The organism is Serratia sp. AKBS12 (assembly GCF_024793895.1).
Classification (GTDB): domain Bacteria; phylum Pseudomonadota; class Gammaproteobacteria; order Enterobacterales; family Enterobacteriaceae; genus Serratia_F.
Genome location: NZ_JANUSB010000007.1, coordinates 298,304 through 317,310 on the forward strand (window position 1 = coordinate 298,304; position 19,007 = coordinate 317,310).

Annotated in this window: 18 protein-coding genes; 13 read left to right on the top strand and 5 right to left on the bottom strand. The window is 58.5% G+C overall.

The window, feature by feature from the left end:
* Positions 1–2 precede the first annotated feature (2 nt).
* Positions 3–860, top strand: coding sequence for an RNA polymerase sigma factor RpoH (gene rpoH / locus NYE85_RS05965; protein ID WP_259003705.1), 858 nt, complete (start codon positions 3–5; stop codon positions 858–860).
* A 61-nt stretch (positions 861–921) separates the two neighbouring features.
* Here the strand turns inward: rpoH and NYE85_RS05970 are convergent, their stop codons facing one another.
* Genes NYE85_RS05970 through panM form a run of 3 tightly spaced genes read right to left on the bottom strand, consistent with a single transcriptional unit; the run spans position 922 to position 4,584 of the window.
* The gene (locus NYE85_RS05970) at positions 922–2,994 is read right to left on the bottom strand and encodes a hypothetical protein (protein WP_259003707.1); all 2,073 of its coding nucleotides are present in this window, start codon (positions 2,992–2,994) and stop codon (positions 922–924) included.
* Positions 2,981–4,195, bottom strand: coding sequence for a DUF3142 domain-containing protein (locus NYE85_RS05975; protein ID WP_259003709.1), 1,215 nt, complete (start codon positions 4,193–4,195; stop codon positions 2,981–2,983). The genes NYE85_RS05970 and NYE85_RS05975 overlap by 14 nt, the downstream gene beginning before the upstream one ends.
* On the bottom strand, positions 4,192–4,584 hold the full coding sequence (gene panM / locus NYE85_RS05980; protein ID WP_259003710.1) for an aspartate 1-decarboxylase autocleavage activator PanM: 393 nt from the start codon (positions 4,582–4,584) through the stop codon (positions 4,192–4,194). The genes NYE85_RS05975 and panM overlap by 4 nt, the downstream gene beginning before the upstream one ends.
* Before the next feature lie 403 nt (positions 4,585–4,987).
* Between panM and NYE85_RS05985 the strand changes: the two genes are divergently transcribed.
* The 11 genes from NYE85_RS05985 (at position 4,988) to ugpQ (ending at position 16,707) form a co-directional block, all read left to right on the top strand.
* A complete protein-coding gene (locus tag NYE85_RS05985; protein ID WP_259003712.1) occupies positions 4,988–6,103 on the top strand; it encodes a branched-chain amino acid ABC transporter substrate-binding protein in 1,116 nt (371 codons plus the stop codon).
* 240 nt (positions 6,104–6,343) lie between these two features.
* Complete coding sequence (gene livH / locus NYE85_RS05990; RefSeq protein WP_259003714.1) at positions 6,344–7,270, top strand: high-affinity branched-chain amino acid ABC transporter permease LivH; 927 nt, start codon at positions 6,344–6,346, stop codon at positions 7,268–7,270.
* Positions 7,267–8,550: a high-affinity branched-chain amino acid ABC transporter permease LivM gene (locus NYE85_RS05995; protein ID WP_259003716.1), complete on the top strand. Its 1,284-nt coding sequence runs from the start codon at positions 7,267–7,269 to the stop codon at positions 8,548–8,550. The genes livH and NYE85_RS05995 overlap by 4 nt, the downstream gene beginning before the upstream one ends.
* Positions 8,547–9,317, top strand: coding sequence for a high-affinity branched-chain amino acid ABC transporter ATP-binding protein LivG (gene livG, locus NYE85_RS06000; RefSeq protein ID WP_259003717.1), 771 nt, complete (start codon positions 8,547–8,549; stop codon positions 9,315–9,317). Before NYE85_RS05995 ends, livG begins: the two co-directional genes overlap by 4 nt.
* The gene (gene livF, locus NYE85_RS06005) at positions 9,317–10,018 is read left to right on the top strand and encodes a high-affinity branched-chain amino acid ABC transporter ATP-binding protein LivF (protein WP_259003718.1); all 702 of its coding nucleotides are present in this window, start codon (positions 9,317–9,319) and stop codon (positions 10,016–10,018) included. The genes livG and livF overlap by 1 nt, the downstream gene beginning before the upstream one ends.
* A 187-nt stretch (positions 10,019–10,205) precedes the next feature.
* On the top strand, positions 10,206–11,393 hold the full coding sequence (locus NYE85_RS06010) for a PLP-dependent aminotransferase family protein (RefSeq protein WP_259003719.1): 1,188 nt from the start codon (positions 10,206–10,208) through the stop codon (positions 11,391–11,393).
* A 297-nt stretch (positions 11,394–11,690) separates the two neighbouring features.
* Complete coding sequence (gene ugpB, locus NYE85_RS06015) at positions 11,691–13,004, top strand: sn-glycerol-3-phosphate ABC transporter substrate-binding protein UgpB (RefSeq protein ID WP_259003720.1); 1,314 nt, start codon at positions 11,691–11,693, stop codon at positions 13,002–13,004.
* A gap of 162 nt (positions 13,005–13,166) precedes the next feature.
* On the top strand, positions 13,167–14,054 hold the full coding sequence (gene ugpA / locus NYE85_RS06020; RefSeq protein WP_259003721.1) for a sn-glycerol-3-phosphate ABC transporter permease UgpA: 888 nt from the start codon (positions 13,167–13,169) through the stop codon (positions 14,052–14,054).
* The gene (ugpE, locus tag NYE85_RS06025) at positions 14,051–14,896 is read left to right on the top strand and encodes a sn-glycerol-3-phosphate ABC transporter permease UgpE (RefSeq protein WP_259003722.1); all 846 of its coding nucleotides are present in this window, start codon (positions 14,051–14,053) and stop codon (positions 14,894–14,896) included. Before ugpA ends, ugpE begins: the two co-directional genes overlap by 4 nt.
* Positions 14,897–15,970 carry a sn-glycerol-3-phosphate import ATP-binding protein UgpC gene (locus NYE85_RS06030; protein WP_259003723.1) on the top strand — a complete coding sequence of 358 codons (1,074 nt, stop codon included), beginning with the start codon at positions 14,897–14,899 and terminating at the stop codon, positions 15,968–15,970.
* Positions 15,970–16,707, top strand: coding sequence for a glycerophosphodiester phosphodiesterase (gene ugpQ / locus NYE85_RS06035; RefSeq protein WP_259003724.1), 738 nt, complete (start codon positions 15,970–15,972; stop codon positions 16,705–16,707). Before NYE85_RS06030 ends, ugpQ begins: the two co-directional genes overlap by 1 nt.
* A 1-nt stretch (position 16,708) precedes the next feature.
* Here ugpQ and NYE85_RS06040 read toward each other — a convergent pair whose 3' ends face one another.
* A complete protein-coding gene (locus tag NYE85_RS06040) occupies positions 16,709–17,035 on the bottom strand; it encodes a hypothetical protein (RefSeq protein WP_259003725.1) in 327 nt (108 codons plus the stop codon).
* 145 nt (positions 17,036–17,180) lie between these two features.
* On the opposite strand from NYE85_RS06040, the gene NYE85_RS06045 reads away from it, so the two are divergent.
* A complete protein-coding gene (locus NYE85_RS06045) occupies positions 17,181–18,041 on the top strand; it encodes a carboxylate/amino acid/amine transporter (protein ID WP_259003726.1) in 861 nt (286 codons plus the stop codon).
* Here the strand turns inward: NYE85_RS06045 and metR are convergent.
* Entirely contained in the window at positions 17,986–18,960 is a 975-nt protein-coding gene (gene metR, locus NYE85_RS06050) for an HTH-type transcriptional regulator MetR (protein ID WP_259003728.1), read from the bottom strand. The genes NYE85_RS06045 and metR overlap by 56 nt on opposite strands.
* Between the last annotated feature and the right edge of the window lie 47 nt (positions 18,961–19,007).

The window sequence follows — 19,007 nt, forward strand, 5'->3', positions numbered from 1 at the left end:
GAATGACCAAAGAAATGCAAACTTTAGCCTTAGTACCCCAAGGTAGCTTGGAAGCCTATATTCGGGCAGCCAACGCCTATCCGATGCTGACGGCAGAGGAAGAGCGGGAGCTGGCTGAACGGCTGCATTATCAGGGCGATCTGGAAGCCGCTAAGCAGCTAATCCTGTCTCACCTGCGCTTTGTCGCTCATATTGCCCGTAATTATTCCGGCTATGGCCTGCCGCAGGCAGATCTGATCCAGGAAGGTAATATCGGCCTGATGAAAGCTGTTCGCCGCTTCAACCCCGAGGTTGGTGTGCGTCTGGTTTCCTTTGCGGTGCATTGGATTAAGGCAGAAATTCACGAATACGTGCTGCGCAACTGGCGTATCGTCAAGGTAGCAACCACCAAGGCACAGCGTAAGCTGTTCTTTAACCTGCGTAAAACCAAGCAGCGTCTGGGGTGGTTCAACCAGGACGAAGTGGAGCTGGTGGCGCGCGAGCTGGGGGTGACCAGCAAAGACGTGCGGGAAATGGAATCGCGCATGGCCGCGCAGGACATGACCTTTGATCCTACGCCGGATGACGAAGCACGCGACGGCCAGTCAATGGCGCCGGTACTGTATTTGCAGGACAAAACCTCCGACTTTGCCGAAGGCATCGAAGAAGACAACTGGGAAAGCAACGCCGCAGACAAACTGGCCTATGCGCTGGAAGGTCTGGACGAACGCAGCCAGCACATTATTCGCGCCCGTTGGTTGGACGATGACAACAAATCCACCTTGCAGGAGCTGGCCGATCGGTACGGCGTTTCCGCAGAGCGTGTGCGTCAGCTTGAAAAGAACGCCATGAAGAAACTGAAAATGGCGATTGAAGCGTAATTCACCCAACATGAAAAACCCGGCCAGGCCGGGTTTTTTTATGCCTGAAATACAGCGCCGGTCATGAGGCGTTATTCAGCGCTGCAAAATCTGGAGCAGGACAGTCGTAGCCGAATCTGCTGGCCCAATCGTACGGCGTGCCGTTTTTGAGGTAGCGCTGATAGAGCGCGTGGCCGGTTTTGGCGTCGCGCTTGATAACCCAACTGGTGGCATTGCACAACACCGCGGCGTAAGCCTGGCTTTTGGACGGTAACAGATCGGCGGCATTTTGCGCCAGCCTCACCGCCTGCCAGCGGTAATGCAGGAAGCGATCGTCCTGCGGCGGCAGCGCCTTGGCGGCGCGGGTAGCTTCGGCAACGCTGATCCAGCTTTGGTGCTTCAGTTCGCGCGTATCGAAGGCGTCGGCCAGAGAGGAATAGTTGGCCTGATAAATGCCGTAATCCGGCGTCATTTCATACCCGGTCAGGTTCAGCCCCTGGCTGCCCAGCAGGGTAGCCGCCTGATAAAACGACTGCGCCCGCACCAGCTTGCCGTTGCCGTTATTGGTCGCGGCGTTGAGCGCCTCGCCAACCTGCTGCGCCGCCTGGCGGTAGTTGGGCACGGCAAAGTAGTCCAGCGCTTCCTGATAGCGTCCGGCACGCATCAGCCGCCGCGCCAGCAGTTCGCGCAACTGTACCGCCGGGGTTATCTGCTGGCCAGGGTATTCATTGGCCAGCTGTGGTTTGAGCGGTGTGTTCGGCGCCGGTACCTGTTGATCAACAAAACCCTTCAGTTCGTCGACCGTCAGCACCCGTTCTGCCACGTCGGCCACGTCGGCCCAATATTGCTCTCTGCCTTGATACAGCAGGGACAGCGCCTGCAGATAATCACCGCGGTTTAACGCCAATATCGCCTGTTCACCGGCTATGCGGCAATCGGGGATGATGGTTTCTGCGGCAAAGTTTGCGCCGCGCTGTACGCCCCAGTTTTCGTCAGACGGGAAAGCCGCCGCAGCCTTGGCATAAGCGTCGGTGGCGCTTTTCACGTCGCCGTCGCGCAAGGCCATTTTGGCGCGCAGCCACCAGGCCAGGCCTGAATCGCCGGCGTGTTTCAACAGACTGGCGCTGAGGGGATAATTGCCGGCACGGTAGGCCAGCGCCGCCAGCCGATCGCTGCCGTTAAAGCCGGTTTTGACCGATGCATTTAATAGCGTCAGGATTTGCCGGGTGATCTGTTTGGAACGGCTGCCGACGGCGTCGGTATCTTGCATTTGCAAATTCGTGCTGCGGGCAAACAGTTCGATAGTGACCAGTTGCTGGATCAGCGGATCGTCGACGATCTGTTTGAGTTGGGCAAAGTTCGCCGGATCGATCAGCATGCTCGAAACGTATTGCAACGACTGCCCGCCACTGGCGTCTCCTTGTGCCGCCTGTTGGGCGTAAAGGTGTGCCGCAGTGCGAATGTTGCCCAGCCACAGTTGAATGCGCGCCTGTTGACCAAGGCTGCTGAGTGCCAGTTGGTCAGGATCGGCGGCGCCGCCCTGCACGCGCGCGATCGCTTGCTGGAACGCCGCCAGCGCCTGCTTGAGCTCGGCGGCGTCGGGATGGCGCGTCGGCTGCGGTGGGGTATCGCTGTCCGGACTTTCCGGCGTTCCGCGATCGTTCATCAACACGCGGCCAAGGGAATACTGTGCCCGCAACCCCCAGTCGCCCTGTTGGTCGACCGGCAGTGCCAGTACCTGCCTGAAGTATTCCGCCGCACGCGGGTCGTTGGCTGCGAATGCCACCGCTCCCAGCGTGTATTGCCGTGCAGCGCCAGAAAGCCCCTGGCTATTGACCGTATCCGCTTCTTCTACCGTTTTGGCGGCACGCATTTTGTTGATAATCACCGTTTCCGGCGACGGCGGCATTGGCTTGGGCGGTAGCGCTGGCGGTGGTGCATGCCAGCGTGGCAGTTGTGGGTCGAGCGCAACCAAACGGCTGGTTTCAAAATCGAAATTGCCTTCCGGCATGGTGAGCAGCGTGCCGTTGCGATCGACCAGCAGCCGATTCGGGAAGTCCGGCCCACAGGCGTGGCCGAGCGGCGTGGTCAACGCGGCACCGATTAACAAGGCTAGCGGCAGTGGCCGGCCCGAGCGTAAATCACGGTGTGACAAGAGAGCCTCCTGGCGTCAGTTGTTGGCAGCGCAGCCAACCCAACGGGCGCGATTGCCCGGCGCGCACCAGATCGTTGCCGGTGCGGATAAAGCGCTGTTGCTGCGGGGTGGATTCCAAGCGGTAATTGCCCACCGCATCGGCGGCCAGACAGTCGCTGGCGGCGATATCGACCGTTGCCGGCAACGGCGCATCCACCGGCCCGCTATTGTGTATTATCAGATCATATAAACCGTTTTGCCGTGCGTGCGGGCGGGTTTTTACCTGCCAGTGGGCAACCAGCGGTCGCTGTTCTATCACCGCACGCAGCGTCGTCAGCGACCAGGCGCGCCGGTCGTTGGACAGCGGCAGGCGAAACCAGACGATGCCGCGCAGATGAGCGACCGGCTGTGCCGCCAGACGCTGCAAAAAATCGGCCACCTGCTGCGGCGCCACCGTCAGTTCCTGCATTGTGCCGGCCACCCGCAGTGACGCTTCGCTTTCTACCTGCGGGCCTTGTGCATCAAAACCCACCAACCCCATGCCATAGGCCGGCAACGCCAGGCGGAACGGCCTGGCGGACACCTGCGCGTAGCGCTGCGCCCATTGCAGCGCCAGCGCGCCGTTGAACAGCCCCTGCCGGGGGGATAGCACGGCGTGTACCTGTAGCACCGAACTGTCGACCTCGCGCAGCAATGCGGCCAGCACCGGTGAATTCAGCCAGGCAGGCAGCGCGGTAATGCTGAGCTGTATCGACGGCGGCAACTGCTGGCGCAAGCGCTGGATAAAATCACGATACTGCGGCAGACGCGCGGTAGCCGCGTCATGATCGATCTCGATGCCGGTGACGGTCAGTCCGGCGGCTTGCCAGCGTTGCAGCTGTTGCAGCACCGCCAGGCGAATCGATGCTGCATCAGGTTGTGGCAGCTGGCCGTCAATACGCGCCACCAGCCACAGCGGGCGCCCATCCTGGCGCAGCAACGCGCTATTGACCTGGATTGGCCGTAGTCTGTCGTGCGCATGCACCTGCAGGCCGAGCACGCGCAATGCTGAAAACAGCGGCTTGCTGTCCGCCAGCGCCTGCGCGTGTTGCGCTGTCCAGACCCGTTGCCACAGATAGACCTGCTGGTCCAGGGGCGGTGACTGCAATCCTTGCTGGCGGCCGGCAAACCACGCTGCCAGCGCCAGCGCGATCAATGCTAGCGCCGCTAGTCTGCGTCTCATTTATGCCAGCTGTCACCCTGCGCGCTAAAACCGCAGGCGCGCATGAAATTGTCGACTTCACCGCGCTCACGCGCAGCGAGGCCGGCGGTGGACAGCTGCCAATGCGTTACCTGCGGCAATTGGCGTTGTGCATCCTCTACCAGATACAAGCCTACGCCGCGGCGACGGGTGACGTCGCGTACCAGCAGATCGTGCAGATGCGCGCGCTCGCCCTCTAGCGTGACTTTCATGGCGCCCAGCAGCCGTTGATTGAAACGTGCGCCGAACAGCGCCTTGTCGCCCTCCAGCCATTCCTGCCACTGTGCCGGCTGTTGCTGAGGCCAGATTTTACCCAGGTCAATCAGATCCTGGGCAGACAGTGTGGTTAACCGCTCGATGGTCAGTTTCATGCAGATTTCCGAACGAATTATCGATGCCGTCAGTGTAATGGATCTTGCCTGGCAGGTTGTGTAACTTTTTCTGTACGAAGACTACGCAGAATGTTTTTTTCAAGGCACGTTTTCCGAGTAAAAAATTAGTAAACAGATCGTTAACCAGCACAACGCGCTATCTCCGGCGCAAAATGGCGCAGATCTCATCCGAGTTTTATGCTGTTTACACCGCTTGTTTCTGGTTGTGCCAGTTGATTTGCAGAAGAAAATTCCTGTTTAATGGCATGAAAAATAAAGTCTTATTAGAAAATATTGCCAGATAAACGCCTAAATCATTATTACTTATAGATATTAGTGATAATTCGCGATTGGGGTGGGCAAACACAACGGCACGTTCACAACGACAAAGGGGATAACGCGGATGAAATTAACAACAGGTAAAGCGCTGCTGGCCGGCTGTATCGCGATGGCGATCGGCCATGCTGCCATGGCGAAAGATATCAAGGTAGCGATCGTTGGTGCGATGTCCGGCCCGGTAGCGCAATACGGCGATATGGAGTTCACCGGCGCGCGTCAGGCGATTGCCGATATCAATGCCAAAGGCGGAATCAAGGGCGATAAGCTGGTTGCGGTGGAATATGACGACGCCTGCGACCCCAAACAGGCGGTGGCGGTGGCCAACAAAGTGATCAATGACGGTATCCGCTACGTTATTGGCCATCTGTGTTCCTCGTCGACCCAACCTGCGTCGGACATTTATGAAGATGAAGGCGTGATCATGATTACCCCGGCCGCCACCAACGCCGATCTGACCACCCGCGGGTACAAAATGATTATGCGCACCACCGGTCTGGATTCCGATCAGGGGCCGACCGCCGCCAAATACATCATGGAAACCATCAAACCGCAGCGCATTGCCGTGGTGCATGACAAGCAGCAATACGGTGAAGGTCTGGCGCGTTCGGTGCGTGACAGCCTGCAAAAGGCCGGCGTCAAGCCGGTGATGTTTGAAGGTATCACCGCCGGGGACAAGGACTTCTCCACGCTGGTCGCACGCCTGAAAAAAGAGAACGTCGATTTCGTCTACTTCGGTGGCTATTACCCGGAAATGGGGCAGATCCTGCGTCAGGCCAAGCAGGCCGGTCTGACTACCCGCTTTATGGGGCCAGAGGGCGTGGGCAACTCGTCACTGTCCAATATCGCCGGCGCCGCGTCGGAAGGCATGCTGGTCACGCTGCCAAAACGCTACGATCAGGTTCCGGCCAACAAAGCCATCGTGGATGCCCTGAAAGCCAAAAAGCTGGATCCGACCGGGCCGTTCGTCTGGACCACCTATGCCGCGCTGCAATCGCTGACCACCGGAATGGAGCGCAGCGGCAGTCAAGAGCCGGAAGACATCGTCAAGGATCTGAAGAGCGGCAAACCGGTGGACACGGTGATGGGGCCGCTGAGCTGGGATGACAAGGGCGATCTGAAAGGCTTTGAGTTTGGTGTGTTCGAATGGCACGCCGACGGCAGCTCAACGCCAATCAAATAAGATACCCGTCATACTTGAAGCCGCATCTGCGTTGATCGCGCCCGCATCCCCAGTCGCTTGATAGCTTAAGCGCCTGGGGATTTACGGCCTTGCCGCGTTGATGCAATTCCAATTATTTAGGGTATATCCAGTGTTTTCCACCTTGCGGCGTGGTTGGCGGTAACGTGGAATTGATTGGGCATAAACGTCTTTAGCGATTTTATTCCAGGCTGCTATCAAAGCGCAGCCAAGGGTTCGAGTATGTCAGAGCAGTTTCTCTATTTTCTGCAGCAAATGTTCAACGGCGTCACGCTGGGCAGTACCTATGCGCTGATCGCCATTGGCTACACCATGGTTTACGGCATTATCGGTATGATCAACTTCGCCCACGGCGAGGTCTACATGATTGGCAGTTATGTTTCGTTTATTGCCATTGCCGCGCTGATGATGATAGGCATCGATGCCAGCTGGTTGCTGATCGGCGCGGGATTCCTGGCGTCGATCGTGATTGCCAGCGCTTACGGCTGGAGCATCGAACGCGTGGCCTACAAGCCGGTACGCCATTCCAAGCGTCTGATCGCACTGATCTCCGCCATTGGCATGTCAATATTTCTGCAAAATTACGTCAGTCTGACGCAGGGTTCCCGCGACGTCGCGCTGCCGAGCCTGGTTACCGGCCGCTGGGTCCTGGGTGAAAGCAACGGCTTCGCTGCCACCATCAGCACCATGCAAATCATCATCTGGCTAGTGACCTTCCTGGCGATGCTGGCGCTGACGCTGTTTATCCGTTATTCGCGCATGGGGCGAGCCTGCCGCGCCTGTGCGGAAGATCTGAAGATGGCCAGTTTGCTGGGCATCAATACCGATCGCGTGATTTCGCTGACCTTCGTGATTGGTGCGGTAATGGCCGCGGTCGCCGGCGTCTTGCTGGGGCAGTTCTATGGCGTGATCAACCCTTACATCGGGTTTATGGCGGGCATGAAGGCCTTCACCGCTGCGGTGCTGGGGGGGATCGGCAGCATTCCGGGGGCGATGATCGGCGGGCTGGTGCTTGGCGTTGCCGAAGCGCTGACTTCGGCGTACCTGAGCGCCGAATATAAGGACGTTGTATCGTTCGCGTTGCTGATCGTGGTGCTGTTGGTGATGCCGACCGGCATCCTGGGTCGTCCGGAGGTTGAGAAAGTATGAAGCTCAACTTGCTTAATGCGGTTATCGCCACGCTGGTGCTGCTGGTGATGGCGTCGTTCCTGATGGGGATGCAACTGAGTCTGGATGGCACCCGGCTGGTGGTGCACGGTGCGGCGGAAGTTCGCTGGATGTGGATTGGCATTGGCTGCGCGGTGGTGTTTTTCTTCCAGCTGCTGCGGCCATTGATGCAGCAGGGCCTCGGCAAGCTGTCCGGCCCGGCGTGGGTGCTGCCGAGCTTTGACGGCACCACCCTGCGGCAGAAGCTGCTGGCGGCGCTGTTGATTATTGCCGCCGTTGCCTGGCCGTTTTTCGTGTCGCGCGGCACGGTGGACATTGCCACCCTGACGCTGATCTACATCATGCTGGGCCTTGGCCTGAACGTGGTGGTGGGGCTGTCCGGGCTGCTGGTGCTGGGCTACGGCGGCTTTTACGCCATTGGCGCTTACACCTATGCGCTGCTGAATCATTATTACGGCCTTGGTTTCTGGGAAAGTCTACCGTTGGCAGGGATCGTCACTGGGGTGTTCGGCTTCCTGTTGGGTTTCCCGGTGTTGCGTCTGCGCGGCGATTATCTGGCGATCGTGACGCTGGGCTTTGGCGAGATCGTGCGTATCTTACTGCTTAACAACACCGAAATTACCGGCGGGCCAAACGGCATCAGCCAGATCCCCAAACCAACGCTGTTCGGGCTGGAGTTTAGCCGCAGCGCGCGCGATGGTGGCTGGGACACCTTCCACAATTTCTTTGGACTGCAATACGATCCGAGCGATCGCATCATTTTCCTGTATCTGGTGGCGTTGCTGCTGGTGGTGCTGACGCTGTTCGTTATCAACCGTCTGCTGCGCATGCCGCTGGGGCGTGCCTGGGAAGCGCTGCGCGAAGATGAAATCGCCTGCCGCTCGCTTGGTCTCAGTCCAACCAAAATCAAGCTGACGGCATTCACTATCAGCGCCGCCTTTGCCGGCTTTGCCGGTACGCTGTTTGCAGCACGGCAGGGGTTTGTCAGCCCGGAATCCTTCACCTTCGTCGAGTCGGCGTTCGTGCTGGCGATTGTGGTACTCGGCGGCATGGGCTCGCAGTTTGCGGTTATTCTGGCGGCCATTCTGCTGGTGGTTTCGCGTGAAATGATGCGTGATTTGAACGAATACAGCATGTTGCTGCTGGGTGCGTTAATGGTATTGATGATGATCTGGCGGCCGCAGGGACTGTTGCCGATGAAACGACCTCAGTTGAAGCTGAAAGCGGCAGATATTCACGCGGTGAAAGGAGAGCGGCCATGAGTGCGCAACCTTTATTGGCGGTTGAAGGCCTGTCGATGCGTTTCGGCGGTCTGCTGGCGGTGAATAACGTCGCGCTGGATTTGCACCAGGGTGAAATCGTCTCGTTGATCGGCCCTAACGGCGCCGGGAAAACCACGGTATTCAACTGCCTGACCGGCTTTTATCGCCCGACCAGCGGCAGCATCCGGCTGCGCGATCGGCATCTTGAAGGGCTGAACGGCCAGGCCATCGCCCGCATGGGGGTGGTGCGAACCTTCCAGCATGTGCGGCTGTTTCGTGAAATGACGGTGGTAGAAAATTTGCTGGTTGCCCAGCACCAGCACCTGAAAAGCGGCGTGTTCGCCGGACTGCTGAAAACCCCGGGATTTCGCCGGGCCGAAGCCGATGCGCTGGAGCGGGCGGCGATGTGGCTGGAGCGCGTCGGCCTGCTGGATATGGCCAACCGTTCGGCGGGTAATCTGGCTTATGGCCAACAGCGGCGGCTGGAAATCGCTCGCTGCATGGTGACGCGGCCGGAACTACTGATGCTGGACGAACCGGCGGCGGGCCTGAACCCGAAGGAAACCGACGAACTGGACCATCTGATCGTCGAGTTGCGTAATCAGCACAAGGTGTCAGTGCTGTTGATTGAGCATGACATGAAACTGGTGATGGGCATTTCCGATCGTATCTATGTAGTGAATCAGGGAACGCCGTTGGCGCAGGGCACGCCAGAAGAAATTCGCAACAACCCGGACGTGATCCGGGCGTATCTGGGGGAAGCGTAATGCTGTCTTTTAATCAGGTTTCCGCCCATTACGGGAAGATTCAGGCGCTGCATCAGGTCAGTCTGAACATACAGCAGGGGGAGATAGTCACCCTGATTGGCGCCAACGGCGCAGGCAAGACCACGCTGCTGGGAACGCTGTGTGGCGAGCCGCGTGCCAGCGAAGGCAGCGTCACGCTGCTCGATCAGGACATTACCCAATGGCAGACATCACGTATCATGCGTGAAGCGGTAGCGATTGTGCCTGAGGGGCGGCGGGTTTTTTCACGCATGACGGTAGAAGAAAACCTGGCGATGGGCGGCTTTTTTGCCAACCGGCAGCAATATCAACAACGCATCGAGCGGGTGTTCACGCTGTTTCCTCGCCTGCTGGAACGCCGCAGCCAGCGTTCCGGTACCATGTCCGGCGGCGAACAGCAGATGCTGGCCATCGGCCGTGCGCTGATGAGCCAGCCGAAGCTGCTGCTGTTGGACGAGCCCTCGCTCGGGCTGGCGCCAATCATCATTCAGCAGATTTTCGACATCATTCAGCAACTGCGTGAAGAAGGGATGACCATCTTCCTGGTCGAGCAAAACGCCAATCAGGCGCTGAAACTGGCGGATCGCGGTTATGTACTGGAAAATGGCCGCGTGGTGTTGGAAGATACCGGTGCCGCATTGCTCGCCAACGAAGCGGTCAGGTCGGCGTATCTGGGCGGTTAACTACCCATCGCCTTTCAAGCTACGGCGTTGTTAGCCGCACTCCCTCGCGCCAGCCACTGACTCGAGTCAGTGGCTGGCGCGGCGTGAACCGGCTGCCTGGCTGTAACTCGAAATCCATAGGGTATTGTGTGGAATATCTGCCAGAGTAAATCCGGCTGGATCCTATCAACGATTACGAGAAGAAGAAATGAACACAGAAGGGTTACTCGCGCAGCGCATCGTTAACGTCAAAAGCTCCGCCATCCGTGAATTGCTCAAGCACAGCAAAATGCCAAATGTGATTTCGCTGGCCGGCGGTATTCCCTCGGACGCGCTGTTTGACTTTGAAGGGCTGAGCATCGCGACCCATCAGGCGATCGCCGAACAGCCAAAAAGCGCTTTCCAATATGGTTTGACCGAAGGCAGCCCGGTGCTGCGCCAGCGCATCTGCACGCTGTGCGCCGAGCGCGGTATTCGCGCGCAGCCGGAAGAGGTGATGGTCACCGCCGGCTCGCAACAGGCGCTGGATTTGGTGATGCGCGCCATCGTCAATCCTGGCGATGTGTTTGTGGTGGAGCGGCCCACCTATCTGGCGGCGCTGCAAACGCTGGAGCTGGCCGAAGCCACGGTGATGTCGGTGTCTTCCGACAGCGACGGCATGGTGGTTGAAGAACTGGCCGAGCTGCTGAAAACCCAGCGCATCAAAGGGGTTTACGTGGTGCCGAACTTTGGCAACCCGAGCGGCCTGACGCTGAGCGCGTCGCGCCGCGAACTGCTGGTGAAGCTGGCGGTGGAACATAACTTCCTGATTATCGAGGACGACCCTTACGGTGAGCTGCGTTTTACCGACCAGCGCAACGCCACGCTGCATCAGGTGTCGCAGCAGTTGCTGGGCCATACCGACAACGTTATCTACACCTCGACGTTTTCCAAGATTCTGGCGCCAGGGTTACGCCTGGGCTGGGCGATTCTGCCGCCGGTGTTGCTGCACAAGGTCGCGATTATCAAACAGGCGGCCGATCTGCACGCCAGTGCCCTGTCGCAGAGTATCGTAGAGTGTTATCTCGGCCTCGATCGTCTGCCAGCGCAGATCGACAAGATCCGCGCGGCCTACCAGCGCAAGGGCGAGATCCTTGCTGAACTGGTAACCCGTGAGCTGGGTGATGCCATCAGCTTCGATATGCCAAAAGGCGGCATGTTCCTGTGGGCGCGATTCCGCCAGCCGTTCAATGCCACCGAATGGCTGAACACCACGCTGGAAAACGGCGTGGTGTTCGTACCGGGGGAATATTTCTTCTCCGACAATCCGGATCGTTCCACCTTCCGCCTGTCGTTCGCGACCGCCACCGAACAGCAAATGCAGGAAGCCGTCGCCCGCTTGCGTCGCTCGCTGTAAACGCCACGGCGGCGCGTTATCCCCGCGCCGCCGACATCAAACCGCAATCTGCATTTCACCCTGCCGTCACACCGCTGTCATGCAATCGTTATTAATCTGTCATCCGTGCATGGCATGTTGGCTTCCGAACAAAAACTGATTCTTTTCGCTCACGCGCTTATTGCCCCAGGGATTGTCTGTCGCAGCAGGTTGCTCGCCGTCGGCATTTTCAGCCAGGTGGCTGAGATAGCAACGATTAGCCAACGCTGCCGTGACATCAAGGCCGGGGGATACACCAGCTTTTTTCAGGAGTTAGGCATGCTCACAATTCGAAAAACCACGCTGTGCGTCGCGTTGACCCTGGCGGTCAGCACCCAGGCACTGGCGGCGACCGAAATCCCGTTCTGGCACTCAATGGAAGGTGAACTGGGCAAAGAAGTGGATTCGCTGGCGGATCGCTTTAACCAGGCGCACAGCGACGTCAAGATCGTGCCGGTTTACAAAGGCAACTATGAACAAAGTCTGGCGGCGGGCATTGCCGCTTACCGTTCCGGCAAGTCGCCGGCCATCTTGCAGGTTTACGAAGTAGGCACGGCTACCATGATGGCAAGCAAGGCGATCAAGCCAGTGCATCAGGTATTTGCCGACGCTGGCATCAAATTTGACCAGTCGGTGTTTGTACCGACGGTAGCCGGGTATTACACCGACAATAAAAGCGGCCAACTGCTGTCACAACCGTTCAACAGTTCCACGCCGGTGCTGTATTACAACAAGGATGCCTTCAAAAAGGCCGGCCTGAACCCGGAACAGCCACCGAAAACCTGGCAGGATCTGGCGGCCTACAGCGCCAAATTGCGCGCAGCCGGTATGAAGTGTGGCTATGCCAGTGGCTGGCAGGGCTGGATACAGCTGGAAAACTTCAGCGCCTGGCACGGTGTGCCGTTCGCCAGCGAGAACAACGGTTTTGGCGGCACCAGCGCCAAACTGGAGTTCAACAAGCCGTTGCAGGTGCAGCACATCCAGCTGTTGGCCGACATGAACCAGAAGGGTGACTTCAGCTATTTTGGTCGTAAAGACGAATCTACCGAAAAGTTCTACAACGGCGACTGTGCCATCACCACTGCTTCCTCCGGCTCGTTGGCCGACATCAAGCAGTACGCCAAATTCAACTTCGGCGTCGGCATGATGCCGTATGACGTCAACGTCAAGAACGCGCCGCAAAACGCCATTATCGGCGGGGCCAGCCTGTGGGTGATGAATGGCAAAGACGCCGCGACCTACAAGGGCGTCGCCGAATTCCTGCAATATCTGACACAGCCGGAAATCGCCGCCGAATGGCATCAGAAGACCGGTTACCTGCCGATTACCACTGCCGCTTACGACCTGACCAAGCAGCAGGGTTTCTACGACAAGAATCCGGGGGCCGATGTGGCGACGCGCCAGATGTTGAACAAACCGCCGTTGCCGTTCACCAAAGGCCTGCGTCTGGGCAATATGCCGCAGATTCGTACCGTGGTGGATGAAGAACTGGAAAGCGTCTGGACTGGCAAAAAGAGTCCGCAACAGGCGCTGGATGCCGCCGTACAGCGTGGCGACGTGTTACTGCGCCGTTTCGAATCTCAGACCAGGTAACAACGGTTACCGTGCTTCGCCATTCTGGGGCTGGATCGTGCTCGTTCTACGGCTGGACGCTGTGTCCACGCCGGGAGCCGTGCACGGCCTATACCCAGACTGGCTTTGCGCACGACGTTTCACTCCGAGTTGCCCGTCTTTTGTCTGCATGAGTTCCTGATTATGAGTTCACAACGTACCGGTTTCGCCTGCAGTTGGCTGCCCTATGCGCTGGTGCTGCCGCAGTTGCTGATAACCGCGCTATTTTTCCTGTGGCCCGCCGGCGAAGCGCTGTGGTATTCGGTGCAAAGTCTCGATCCGTTCGGCCTTTCCAGCCAGTTCGTCGGGATGGATAACTTCACCCAGCTGTTCCACGACCCGTATTACCTCGATTCGTTCTACACCACGCTGGTGTTCAGTTTTTTGGTGGCCGGCATTGGCCTGCTGGTGTCGCTGTTTCTGGCGGCGCTGGTGGATCACGTGCTGCACGGAAGTCGGCTGTATCAAACCCTGCTGCTGTTGCCGTATGCGGTAGCGCCGGCGGTGGCTGCGGTGCTGTGGATATTCCTGTTTAACCCGGGGCTGGGGCTGATTACCCACGCGCTGGCGGCGCTGGGGTATGACTGGAACCACGCCCAGCATAGCGGCCAGGCGATGTTCCTGGTGGTGCTGGCCTCGGTGTGGAAGCAAATCAGTTACAACTTCCTGTTTTTCCTGGCGGCGTTGCAGTCGATTCCCCGTTCGCTGGTGGAAGCGGCGGCGATTGACGGCGCCGGTCCGGTGCGGCGCTTCTTCAACCTGGCGCTGCCGCTGATTTCGCCGGTGAGCTTCTTTTTACTGGTGGTCAATCTGGTTTACGCCTTCTTCGACACCTTCCCGGTGATCGATGCCGCTACCGGCGGCGGCCCGGTACAATCCACCACCACGCTGATCTACAAGATTTACCGCGAAGGATTCGCCGGCCTGGATCTTGCCAGCTCGGCCGCGCAATCGGTGGTGTTGATGCTGCTGGTCATTGGCCTGACGGTGATCCAGTTCCGCTTTGTCGAACGTAAGGTGCGCTACCAATGATAGAAAACCGACGCGGGCTGGATATTTTCTGCCATGCCATGTTGCTGCTCGGCGTGCTGCTGATCCTGTTCCCGCTGTACGTGGCGTTCGTTGCCGCCACGCTGGACGATCGGCAGATATTTCAGGTGCCGATGAGCCTGATCCCCGGCGGTCACCTGTGGGAAAACCTCAGCCAGATCTGGCAGGGCGGGGTGGGCAACGTCAAGGCACCGTTTTCGCTGCTGCTACTCAACAGCCTGGTGATGGCGCTGGCAATTACCGTTGGCAAGATTGCAGTATCGATGCTGTCGGCCTATGCGATCGTTTATTTCCGCTTCCCGTTGCGCAGCCTGTGCTTCTGGCTGATCTTCCTGACCTTGATGCTGCCGGTGGAGGTGCGTATTTTCCCGACGGTGGAAGTGATCGCCAATCTTGACATGCTCGACAGCTACACCGGCCTGACGCTGCCGCTGATGGCGTCGGCAACCGCGACCTTCCTGTTTCGACAGTTCTTCATGACCTTGCCGGATGAGCTGCTGGAAGCGGCGCGCATCGACGGAGCCGGGCCGATGCGCTTTTTCTGGGACATTGTACTGCCGCTGTCGAAAACCAATCTGGCGGCGCTGTTCGTCATCACCTTTATTTACGGCTGGAACCAGTACCTATGGCCGATTCTGATTACCAGCGACCCGACGATGGGCACCGCAGTGGCAGGCATTAAAAGCATGATTTCTACTTCCGGCGCGCCGACCCAGTGGAATCAGGTGATGGCGGCGATGTTATTAACCTTAATTCCACCGGTTGCGGTGGTTCTTTTGATGCAGCGCTGGTTTGTGCGCGGTCTGGTAGACAGTGAGAAATAAATGGCAGGCTTAAAACTACAGGCAGTCACCAAATCCTATGACGGTAAGAACACCGTGATCCAGCCGTTTGATCTGGATGTGGCGGACGGTGAATTTATCGTGATGGTTGGGCCGTCAGGCTGCGGCAAGTCGACGTTGTTGCGTATGGTGGCCGGCCTTGAGCGCATTTCCAGCGGTGATATCTATATCGACGACCGGCGCGTCAGCGAACTGGAGCCCAAGGATCGCGGGATTGCGATGGTGTTTCAGAACTACGCGCTGTATCCGCATATGAGCGTATACGACAATATGGCGTACGGCCTGAAGATCCGTGGTTTCGGTAAACAGCATATCCGCCAGCGGGTTGAGGAAGCGGCGCGCATTCTGGAGCTGGGGCCTCTGCTGCTGCGCAAGCCGCGTGAACTGTCCGGCGGCCAGCGCCAGCGCGTGGCGATGGGGCGCGCCATTGTGCGTGAGCCAGCGGTATTTTTGTTCGATGAGCCGCTGTCCAATCTGGATGCCAAACTGCGGGTGCAAATGCGCCTGGAGTTGCAACAACTGCATCGTCGGCTGAAAACCACCAGCCTGTACGTCACCCACGATCAGGTGGAGGCGATGACGCTGGCACAGCGGGTGATCGTGATGAACAAGGGCGTGGCGGAGCAGATTGGTACGCCGAGCGAGGTGTATCAGCGCCCAGCCTCGCTGTTTGTCGCCAGTTTCATCGGTTCGCCGGCGATGAACCTGCTGCCGGGGATCCTCAGCGCCGACGGTCGCCAACTGCTGTTGGACGACGGCAGCGCTGTGCCGTTGCCGCAGGCACGTATTGAATGGAGCGGTCGTCGTGTGACGTTGGGCATCCGCCCGGAACATATTCAACTGGTTGATGATCCACTGCGAGGCATAGCGTTATCGCTGCAAACGCTGGAGCTGCTGGGGGCCGATAATCTGGCACACGGTCAGTGGGGCAGCGTCGGGGTGATCGTGCGGCTGTCGCATGAAAACTTGCCGTCGCCAGGCAGCACGTTATATTTACAGCTGCCCGCACACGCGCTGCACTTTTTTGACACCCAAAGCGGATTACGGATGGAATGATGACTCCTGCCTGGCCTTACCCTCATATCGTCGCCCATCGTGGCGGCGGCGCATTGGCACCGGAAAATACCCTGGCGGCCATCGACGTCGGTGCTCGTCACGGCCATAAAATGATCGAATTCGACGCCAAGCTGGCACAGGATGGACAGATTTTTCTATTGCATGACGACACGCTGGACCGCACCAGCAACGGTTGGGGAATGGCCGGCGATCTGTCGTGGGAACAGCTGGCGCAGCTGGACGCCGGCAACTGGTACAGCGCTGCCTTTAAAGGAGAGCGTCTACCGTTGCTGGTCGAGGTAGCGGAACGTTGCAAACAGCATGGCCTGATGGCCAACATCGAGATTAAGCCGACCACCGGCAGCGAGCAAGAAACCGGCCGGGTAGTCGCGCTGGCGGCGCGTCTGCTCTGGCAGGGGCAAACCGATCCGCTGCTGTCGTCATTTTCCGTTGCGGCATTGGCGGCGGCTCAGCTCGCGGTACCGGAACTGCCGCGCGGCCTGTTGCTGGAAGCGTGGCAGGAGAACTGGCGTGAACTGACCGAGCGGCTCGGCTGCGTGTCGCTGCACATCGATCATCAGGTATTGACCGAAGCGCGCGTGCAACAGCTGAAGCAGGCGGGTCTGCGCATTCTGGTCTATACCGTCAACAGTCCGCAGCGTGCGCGACAGCTGCTCGATTGGGGTGTGGATTGCATCTGCACCGACCGTATCGATTTGATCGGCGCAGATTTTTAAATCAGCGTGAACCGGCAGGTAACGGCGCGGTAGGCACCGCCGGCGTAGTGCGATTGAACGGATTGGCTGGCTGGTTGCCGTTCGGCAGTATCTGGCTGTTGTTGGGTGCCGTTTGCAGCAACTTCCGCTGGTTATTATCAAACTGGCGCTGTTGCTGTAACCGCCGTTGGTCAAGCTGTTGATTATTCAACGTACGCTGCTGCTGTTGCTGCTGACTGCGCTGGTTAAGAAACTGCTGCTGCCCGCTCAGCGTGGTGACGCCGTTTTCTGCTGATGCCAGCCAGGGCAGCAGCAACAGGGCGATAAAGCCGTATTGATGTTTCATCATGTGTACCTCCTCATTTAATCCTAATCCATTGCGGCAAAAAAGCCCGACAGATTATTTATTGACCTATTGTAAACCCACTTTGCTCCGCGCTTCCCCTGTCTATCCGTTACAATCGCCTTTTCACCCCAGTTAGGATCAAATTGACGTGTTACTCCTGGTTATTACTACCATTTTATGGGCATTTTCTTTTAGCCTGATTGGCGAATATCTGGCGGGCCAGGTGGACAGCTGGTTTTCAGTTCTGATGCGCATCGGGCTGGCGGCGGTGGTTTTCCTGCCGTTTCTGCGCTGGCGCAATATCAAGCCGCGGGTGATTCTGTTGTACATGCTGGTGGGTGCCTGCCAGCTTGGTATCATGTATCTGCTGAGTTTTCGCGCCTATCTGTATCTGACGGTGCCGGAGTTTCTGCTGTTTACCGTGCTGACGCCGCTGTATATCACGTTAATCTACGATCTGCTCAGCCGTCGCCGCTTGCGCTGGGGCTATGTATTCAGCGCGCTGCTGGCGGTGCTGGGGGCGGCGATTATCCGCTACCATCACCTCAGCGATCACTTTTGGTGGGGGCTGTTACTGGTGCAGACGGCGAACATCAGTTTCGCCATTGGCATGGTGGGCTATAAACGCCTGATGGAAGTGCACCCGTTGCCGCAGCACACCGCGTTTTCCTGGTTCTACCTGGGCGCATTGGCGGTGGCGGCGGTCGCCTGGCTGCTGTGGGGAAATCCACACCAACTGCCTACCACCGGCCTGCAATGGGGTATTCTGGTGTGGTTGGGCGTGGTGGCGTCCGGGCTGGGATATTTCATGTGGAACTACGGTGCGACCCAGGTGGATGCCGGCACGCTCGGCATCATGAACAATATGCATGTGCCCGCCGGATTGCTGGTCAATCTGGCTATTTGGCAACAGCAGCCGCACTGGCCGAGCTTTATTATTGGCGGGGCGGTGATTACAGCTTCGCTATGGGTGCACCGCCGCTGGGTGGCGCCAAAGGTTTCACCGTAGCCACGCTGGCGTTGGGGCGGGCGGCGTCACGCACGAACGGCAGATGATCGCAGGCGTGCTGGCGTGCCGAGCGGATGAACGCTTCGGTCACCGCCTGGCGCTGCTCGCCGTCACGTACCGCGGCGTACAGCCGGCTCCACAGACCGTCCCCCAGCGTTTTGGTGACCACCAACCCCTGGCGCTCGAAGCTTTCCACCACCCAGTGCGGCAGCGCGGCAATGCCCATGCGTGCCGACACCATCTGGATCAGCAGCAGGGTATTATCGACGCTTTTCAATGCCGGGCTAATGCCGGCCGGCTGCAGGAAATGGCGCCAGATATCCAGACGTTGGCGTTGTACCGGGTAAATCATCAGCGTTTCATCAATCAGGTCTTGCGGTTCAATATGCGGTTTGTTGGCCAGCGGGTGATCTGGCGCCAGCACCAGCCGCACTTCAAAGTCGAACATTGGCGAATAATGCAGCCCGCTGCGCGGTAAAATATCGGAGGTCAGCACCAGATCCAGTTCACCCTGCTGCAGCGCCGGCTGCGGATCGAACGTCACCCCGGATTTGAAATCCATCACCACCTGCGGGAAGCGCTGGCGGAAATTGTCCAGCGCCGGCGTCAGCCACTGGATGCAACTGTGGCATTCGATGGCGATGCGCAGCGTAGCCTGATGCGGTTCGTGGCAGGCCTGCAACGCCTGTTGAATCTGCGGCAATACCTGTTCTGCCAACTGCAACAGAATCTCTCCCTGCGCGGTAAAGCGCAGCGGCTGGCTTTTGCGAACGAACAGCTTAAAGCCCAGACGCAGCTCCAGATCGCTGAACTGATGCGAAAGGGCCGATTGTGTCTGATGGAGTTGCGCAGCCGCTGCGGCCAGAGAGCCGGTATTGCGCAGTGCCTGCAGCGTCCGTAAGTGTTTCAGTTCGATCATGAGAGTCCTTCACAGTGACAGTGAATAAATTGCGCTTGTGGTTGATA

What these genes read in the sequence shown, in the direction of transcription:
- NYE85_RS06010 (WP_259003719.1), top strand. Translation starts at nt 10,206, where the DNA reads ATGAACACAGAAGGGTTACTCGCGCAGCGCATCGTTAACGTCAAAAGC.
- ugpA (WP_259003721.1), top strand. Translation starts at nt 13,167, where the DNA reads ATGAGTTCACAACGTACCGGTTTCGCCTGCAGTTGGCTGCCCTATGCG.
- NYE85_RS06040 (WP_259003725.1), bottom strand. Translation starts at nt 17,035, where the DNA reads ATGATGAAACATCAATACGGCTTTATCGCCCTGTTGCTGCTGCCCTGG.
- NYE85_RS05985 (WP_259003712.1), top strand. Translation starts at nt 4,988, where the DNA reads ATGAAATTAACAACAGGTAAAGCGCTGCTGGCCGGCTGTATCGCGATG.
- ugpE (WP_259003722.1), top strand. Translation starts at nt 14,051, where the DNA reads ATGATAGAAAACCGACGCGGGCTGGATATTTTCTGCCATGCCATGTTG.
- metR (WP_259003728.1), bottom strand. Translation starts at nt 18,960, where the DNA reads ATGATCGAACTGAAACACTTACGGACGCTGCAGGCACTGCGCAATACC.
- NYE85_RS05995 (WP_259003716.1), top strand. Translation starts at nt 7,267, where the DNA reads ATGAAGCTCAACTTGCTTAATGCGGTTATCGCCACGCTGGTGCTGCTG.
- rpoH (WP_259003705.1), top strand. Translation starts at nt 3, where the DNA reads ATGACCAAAGAAATGCAAACTTTAGCCTTAGTACCCCAAGGTAGCTTG.
- livF (WP_259003718.1), top strand. Translation starts at nt 9,317, where the DNA reads ATGCTGTCTTTTAATCAGGTTTCCGCCCATTACGGGAAGATTCAGGCG.
- NYE85_RS05975 (WP_259003709.1), bottom strand. Translation starts at nt 4,195, where the DNA reads ATGAGACGCAGACTAGCGGCGCTAGCATTGATCGCGCTGGCGCTGGCA.
- livG (WP_259003717.1), top strand. Translation starts at nt 8,547, where the DNA reads ATGAGTGCGCAACCTTTATTGGCGGTTGAAGGCCTGTCGATGCGTTTC.
- NYE85_RS06030 (WP_259003723.1), top strand. Translation starts at nt 14,897, where the DNA reads ATGGCAGGCTTAAAACTACAGGCAGTCACCAAATCCTATGACGGTAAG.
- livH (WP_259003714.1), top strand. Translation starts at nt 6,344, where the DNA reads ATGTCAGAGCAGTTTCTCTATTTTCTGCAGCAAATGTTCAACGGCGTC.
- panM (WP_259003710.1), bottom strand. Translation starts at nt 4,584, where the DNA reads ATGAAACTGACCATCGAGCGGTTAACCACACTGTCTGCCCAGGATCTG.
- ugpB (WP_259003720.1), top strand. Translation starts at nt 11,691, where the DNA reads ATGCTCACAATTCGAAAAACCACGCTGTGCGTCGCGTTGACCCTGGCG.
- ugpQ (WP_259003724.1), top strand. Translation starts at nt 15,970, where the DNA reads ATGACTCCTGCCTGGCCTTACCCTCATATCGTCGCCCATCGTGGCGGC.